At 77.9% G+C, this 5,269-nt stretch carries 4 protein-coding genes; 1 reads left to right on the top strand and 3 read right to left on the bottom strand.

The genetic code is table 11. The features are described 5' to 3' along the window. Window positions 1-67 precede the first annotated feature (67 nt). Both ABD308_RS20505 and ABD308_RS20500 read right to left on the bottom strand, forming a co-directional pair. Window positions 68-1,714: a hypothetical protein gene (locus ABD308_RS20505; protein WP_344337327.1), complete on the bottom strand. Its 1,647-nt coding sequence runs from the start codon at window positions 1,712-1,714 to the stop codon at window positions 68-70. After that, window positions 1,711-2,988 (bottom strand): hypothetical protein, encoded by a 1,278-nt coding sequence (locus tag ABD308_RS20500; RefSeq protein ID WP_344337326.1) that lies wholly within the window; start codon window positions 2,986-2,988, stop codon window positions 1,711-1,713. The genes ABD308_RS20505 and ABD308_RS20500 overlap by 4 nt, the downstream gene beginning before the upstream one ends. A gap of 239 nt (window positions 2,989-3,227) precedes the next feature. On the opposite strand from ABD308_RS20500, the gene ABD308_RS20495 reads away from it, so the two are divergent. Further along, entirely contained in the window at window positions 3,228-3,878 is a 651-nt protein-coding gene (locus ABD308_RS20495; protein ID WP_344337325.1) for a histidine phosphatase family protein, read from the top strand. Window positions 3,879-3,907: 29 nt separating this feature from the next. On the opposite strand, the gene ABD308_RS20490 is transcribed toward ABD308_RS20495, so the two are convergent. Continuing rightward, on the bottom strand, window positions 3,908-5,269 hold a 1,362-nt coding region (locus ABD308_RS20490; protein ID WP_425554811.1), incomplete at its 5' end, for an NsdA family TPR-like regulatory protein.

Raw genomic sequence — 5,269 nt, 5'->3', positions numbered from 1 at the left:
CCCACCGCGGCGTCGGCGGCCGCGCCGGGCGTCCCGGGGCCGGCGGTCTCGGTGCTCATCGGGCGGATCACTCCCAGTCCTCGGCGGCGCCGGCCACGGCCGGCAGCACGGTGACGACGGCACCGGGCGGGCCGCCGTGCGTCCACGGCGTGTCGTCCGGCTCGGGCAGCGGCGCGGCCTGCCGGACCGTCAGTTCGAACAGGGTGAAGGTGACCCGATCGCCCGGCTCGGGCAGGCTGCCCGGTTCGGGCTCCTTCCTGCGCCCCATGCCGGACAGCACCCGCACCGTGATGGTGCCCTCCTCCGGGTCGGCCGCCGCGATCACCGCCTTCTGCGCCGGGCCCGCCCCGGCCTCCGGCGCCGCCGGCTCGCGGACCCGGTGCACCTCGCGGCCCAGGTCGGCGTGCGGGCGGTCGTCGGTGCGCACGGTCACCAGCGGGCGCGGCTTGGGGGAGCGGCCGGTGGTGTCGTAGTCCGGCACCACCTCCGTCACCACCCCGCTGAACGCCTCCCCGGCCAGCCGGTGCTCGGCCATCGCCAGCGGGTCGTCCAGCGCCTCCTGGACGTCCAGCCGGGCCTGCTCGCGCTCGCGCTGGGCAAGCTTGCGGGCGGCCGTCACGGCGTCGTCGATCCGCGGCTGCGGCGGCTCGCCGGCCGCCAGCCGGTCCCGGTGGCCGGTGTACGACCAGCGGTCGCCGGTCCAGCGCGCGGGCAGGTGGCCGGCCGGGGGCAGCGCGCGCAGCAGGTCCAGGCCGTGCCAGACGTCGTGCCAGGTCGGCAGCAGTTCCTCGCGCAGCACGGCGCGCAGCTGGTCGACCGCGACCCGCACGGCCTGTCGGGCCGCCTCGGCGTCCCCGCCTCCCGTCCCGCCCGTCCCGCCCGTGCCGTCGGCCTCGCGCAGGGCCGCCGCGGCCGCGTCGTAGCGGGCGATCGCCGGGGCGAGCACCTTGGCGTCGAACACCGGGTCCGTGGTCGGACCGGCCGGCGGATGGACCAGCCGGCCCTCCTCGCCGCGCCCGGTCTCGGCCAGCTCGGCCGCCTCCGCCCCGGTCAGCCCCTCCGGCGGGCTGTGCCAGGCCAGCCGGGCGGCCAGGTGCTGGTCCTCCAGATGGCTCTGGCCGGTGGCCCAGTGCCGGGCCAGCAGCCCGGTCATCGGCAGCAGCAGACTGGAGCCCGGCACCATCGCCCGCTCGGCGAGGTGGGTCAGCCAGCGGCCGAGCAGCGGCACCCGGGCGGGGGCCGGGAACGGGCCCGGGTCCTCGTCCTCCGCGGTGCGGCGGAACCGGGTCGAGCGGCCCAGCAACGCCAGGTAGCGCACGCCCCCGGTGTTCGGCACGATCAGCTGTGGCGCGTCCGCGCACAGCTCGCGGACCACCGGCGTCTTCTCACCGCTCTCCGGGTCCTTCTCGGAGCCCTCGATCAGCTCGACCTCGTCGCCGAAGGACTCCAGGTAGGGCAGCAGATCGGCGGCCAGGTCGGCCAGGAACTCCGAGCGCAGCGTGCGGTTGAGCGGCTGCGGCACGATGTGCAGCACCGGCGCGTCCCGGTCGGTGCCCAGCAGCACGGCCAGCGGCGCGCCGTCCTCACCGGCCGAGGTCAGCGGGACGAGCACCATCGGGCGCTCGGAGAGGTGCCGGTGGCGGACGGTGGCCAGCGGCTCGGCCCGGCCGCCGCGCACGGCCTCCAGCCGGGCCAGGGTGGACAGCAGGCTCACCGCTCGGCCCCCGCGGCGGCCGGCGCGGTGCGGCCGAGCGCCTCGGCGCGCAGCGCGGCGGCGTAGGCCAGCCGGGCGGCGGCCTCGTCGGCCCCGTCGCCCTCCCCGTCATCGTTCCTGTCATCGTTCCCGTCGGCCTGCTCGCCGGTGCCGGCCGCGCGGGCCGGACCGGTGCGGGCCACGTCCAGCGCCTCGGTCACCGTGCGGATGCTGCCCAGCTCGCCCCGGACGCCCCGGCCGAGCTGCTCGACCCGGTCCCCGCAGCGCGCCTGGGCGCGGCAGTGGAAGCCGAGCTCGCAGGTGGACAGGCAGTCCGGGCTGTACGCGGCGGGCACCGTCCCGACCGTCTTCTCCAGCTCCTCGGCCGAGCGGACGGGGGCGCCGTCCGGATCGGGGGAGAGGTCGAAGTCCGCGCCCGGCGGCAGCACCGCCAGCAGCCGCTCGATGCCGGTCATCCGGCTCAGCTGCCGGCGGGTGGTGGCCAGCTCCCGGCGCACGTCCACCGGCACGGCGGTCGGCCGGCTGCCGAAGTCCTCCGGGCAGACCAGCAGCACGCTGGTGCGGGGACTTCCCGGCAGCCGCTGCTCGGCGTACGGGTCCGGATCCACCGGCCGGCCGGCCAGCGCGGCGGCCGCCTCCTGGAGGGCCAGCACGTAGACGGCGGCCTGCCGGGCGGCGGCGCCCACCTTGCCCGGGTCCGCGGTGCCGTCCAGCACCGGGAAGGACTTGATCTCCACGACCGTGCAGCGCCCGCCGTGCACGACCACCGCGTCCGGCTCCAGGTAGGCGGTGGATCCCGCCACGTCCAGCCGCAGCATCGGATGGTCGAGGAGCGTCCAGGCGTGCTCCTCGGCGGCGGCCTCCGCGAGCGCGGCCGCCGTCCGGTCGGCCCGGACCGCCGGACCGGACGAGCGGAGCAGGTCCGGCACCAGCAGCGGGCCGCCCTCGTCGGACAGGCCGAGCCGCAGGCGCAGCGGCTCCAGCAGCGCGGCGTAGCCGTTCTCCTTCAGCCGGGCCTCGAACACGACGCCGCGCGCCAGCGCGAACGGCGACCGGCCGAAGGGGGCGGGGCGGCCGAGCCGGGCGGCCAGCGCCGACTTGTCCACCCCGGCGGCGTCCAGCACGGCGCGGCGGTGGCACCCCGGATTGGCGGCCAGGGCGGCGAGGGCACGGGCGTTCAGACTGCGCTGCGGCGCCGGTCCGCGCAGCTCGGCGAGCCGCTGGGCGAGCGGCTCCGCCGGCCCGCGGAGCGGGGCGTTCGTCGAGACGTTCATGGTGCGGCCCAGTGTCGCATCCGGCTCCGACAATCCGCCCCGAACGGGCCGTTGGCGGCGAATCCACAGCCACCGGACCCGCCCGCCCGCCGCCCGTCCGCCGCGCCCGGCGCCGCCGGGAGCCGGAGGCCGGGATCGTGGGCGTCCCCCCGGTGGGGGATCATGGAAGCCGGTGCTCGCTGGCGAGGCCGACCGTTGACACCGCCCCTGACACCGCCCCGAGCACGAGGAGCCTGCCCATGCCCGCCCGCATCCTGCTGGTCCGCCACGGCGAGACCGATTGGTCGGCCACCGGCCGCCACACCGGCCGCACCGACATCCCGCTGACCGAGGACGGCCGCGCGATGGCCCGCGCGCTCGGCACCCGGCTCGCCGGGGCACCCTGGAACGGCCTGCCGGACGCCCTCGTCTACACCAGCCCGCTCGGCCGCGCCAAGGAGACCTGCGAGCTGGCCGGCTTCGGCGACCGGGCCGTGGACCGCCCCGAACTCCTGGAGTGGGACTACGGCCAGTACGAGGGCCGCACCGGCGCCGACATCCGCGCCACCGACCAGCCCGGCTGGCTGATCTGGCGCGACGGCGTCCCCGGCGGCGAGAAGCTCTCCGAGGTCGCCGCCCGGGTCGACGCGCTGCTCGCCGACCTCAACACCGCGCACGGCGTGCCCGACCCGGACACCACCGTCATGCACTGCGCCGACTGCGACGTGGTGCTCTTCGCCCACGGCCACCTGCTGCGCATCCTGACCGCCCGCTGGCTCGGCCTGCCGCCCGAGTACGCCCAGCGCTTCAAGCTCGGCACCGCCGCGCTCTGCGTGCTGTCCTGGGAGTACGGGGCGCCGGCGGTCGAGCTGTGGAACGACCAGGGCCACCTGGAGACCCTGAAGCACTGACCCGGCCGCGGCGGCCGGNCCGGGCCCCGTCAGGCGGCCGACGTCGCCGCGCCGTACTCGGCCAGGAACCGCCCCACCTCCGGCACCCGCCGGTGCTCCCGCAGCCGCCGCGCGGTGTCCGCGAGCATGGAGCGGATCCGGGCCGAGCGGACGTCGTCGAACAGCGCGACGGCGGCCGACCCGTGCCCGGCGGCGCCCGCCAGGTCCCCCCGGCCGAGCCGGTCGTGGGCGAGCTCGGCGGTGTAGAGCACCCGGTTGCGGACGAAGTGCGGCTGCTGGAGCGCCATGGCCAGCCGGGCGTGCTCGCTGGCCCGGTCCCAGTCCCCGAGCGCGGACCAGCACTGGGCCTGCAGCCCGGCGAGTTCGGCGTCGCCGAAGAACGACATCCACTCCGGGTCGTCCTGGCGGGGGCCCTGCTCGAACAGCCCGCGGGCCCGGGTGATCGCCCGCTCGCAGGCGCCGCGGTCCTGCAGCAGGGCCCAGCCGCCGGCCTCGCGCATCGAGAGCAGGGAGAGCAGCCGGGGGGAGCCGAGCCGCCGGGCGGCGGACTGTCCGGCCTGGGCGGCGCGCAGCGCCTCGCGGGGGCGGCCGGCGTCCCGGGCGAGGAAGGCGCTGTTGGAGAAGACGTGCGCCTCCAGCGCGGAGTCGCCGGCCATCCGGGCGGTGGCCAGCGCCTCCGCGTAGTACGAGCGGGCGTCCCCGAGCCGGTTCGAGTCGTGCGCCAACCAGCCGACCGAGATGGCCAGTTCACCGGCCCCGGCCTGGAGTCGGCGCTCGGTCTCGGTCGAGTACTCGCAGGCGTCGAGCAGCAGGTAGGCCTCCCGCAGGGAGCGGCCGGCCTGCTCGAACAGGGCGTCGGCGCCGTGCGCGTCGTCGGCCAGCCGGATCTCCCGGACGGCCCGCTCCACGCCGAGCACCTCGGCCGCGCCGACCTTGCGGGGCGGCGGGACGGGGCCGGGGCGGCCGGGCACGACGGCGCTCGCCGGCGGCGGGGGGAGGGCGGCCGCGCCGTGGGGGGCGGGGGCCGTGGCGGGCGGGCCGGGCCGGTCGACGCCGGCCATGTCGATGCCGGTCCTGTCGATGCCGACCACGGAGACCAGCGCGGCAGGGCCGCCGGTCAGGAACGTACGGCGACGCACGTCGTCGTTCTCCTCGTCACAGGGGTGCGGTTCGTCGGGCCCCCGGGGCGCCGTCGCGAACCTCGGCACCGGGGCCCCGACCGGTGGGGGTGGTTCCGCGTACGGCGAGGCAGCGTACGGGAGTTGGACGGAGAGCGGCGAGCGAGGGGCGGGCGGCGGAGGGAACGCCGGCTGGAAGGGCGGCGGCGTCCCGGTGGCCTGCCCGTCGTCCCGCTCCGGCCGGTCCCCGTCCCGGTCTCCGCCCCGGTCCCG

The sequence above is a fragment of the Kitasatospora putterlickiae genome, assembly GCF_039527695.1.
Classification (GTDB): domain Bacteria; phylum Actinomycetota; class Actinomycetes; order Streptomycetales; family Streptomycetaceae; genus Kitasatospora; species Kitasatospora putterlickiae.
The sequence above is the reverse complement of the archived record's forward strand: the minus strand, read 5'-3'. Positions and strand labels throughout refer to the sequence as shown.

Bases quoted from the DNA above. Each gene is read 5' to 3' on its own strand.
- ABD308_RS20495 (WP_344337325.1), top strand. From the start codon at position 3,228: ATGCCCGCCCGCATCCTGCTGGTCCGCCACGGCGAGACCGATTGGTCG.
- ABD308_RS20500 (WP_344337326.1), bottom strand. From the start codon at position 2,988: ATGAACGTCTCGACGAACGCCCCGCTCCGCGGGCCGGCGGAGCCGCTC.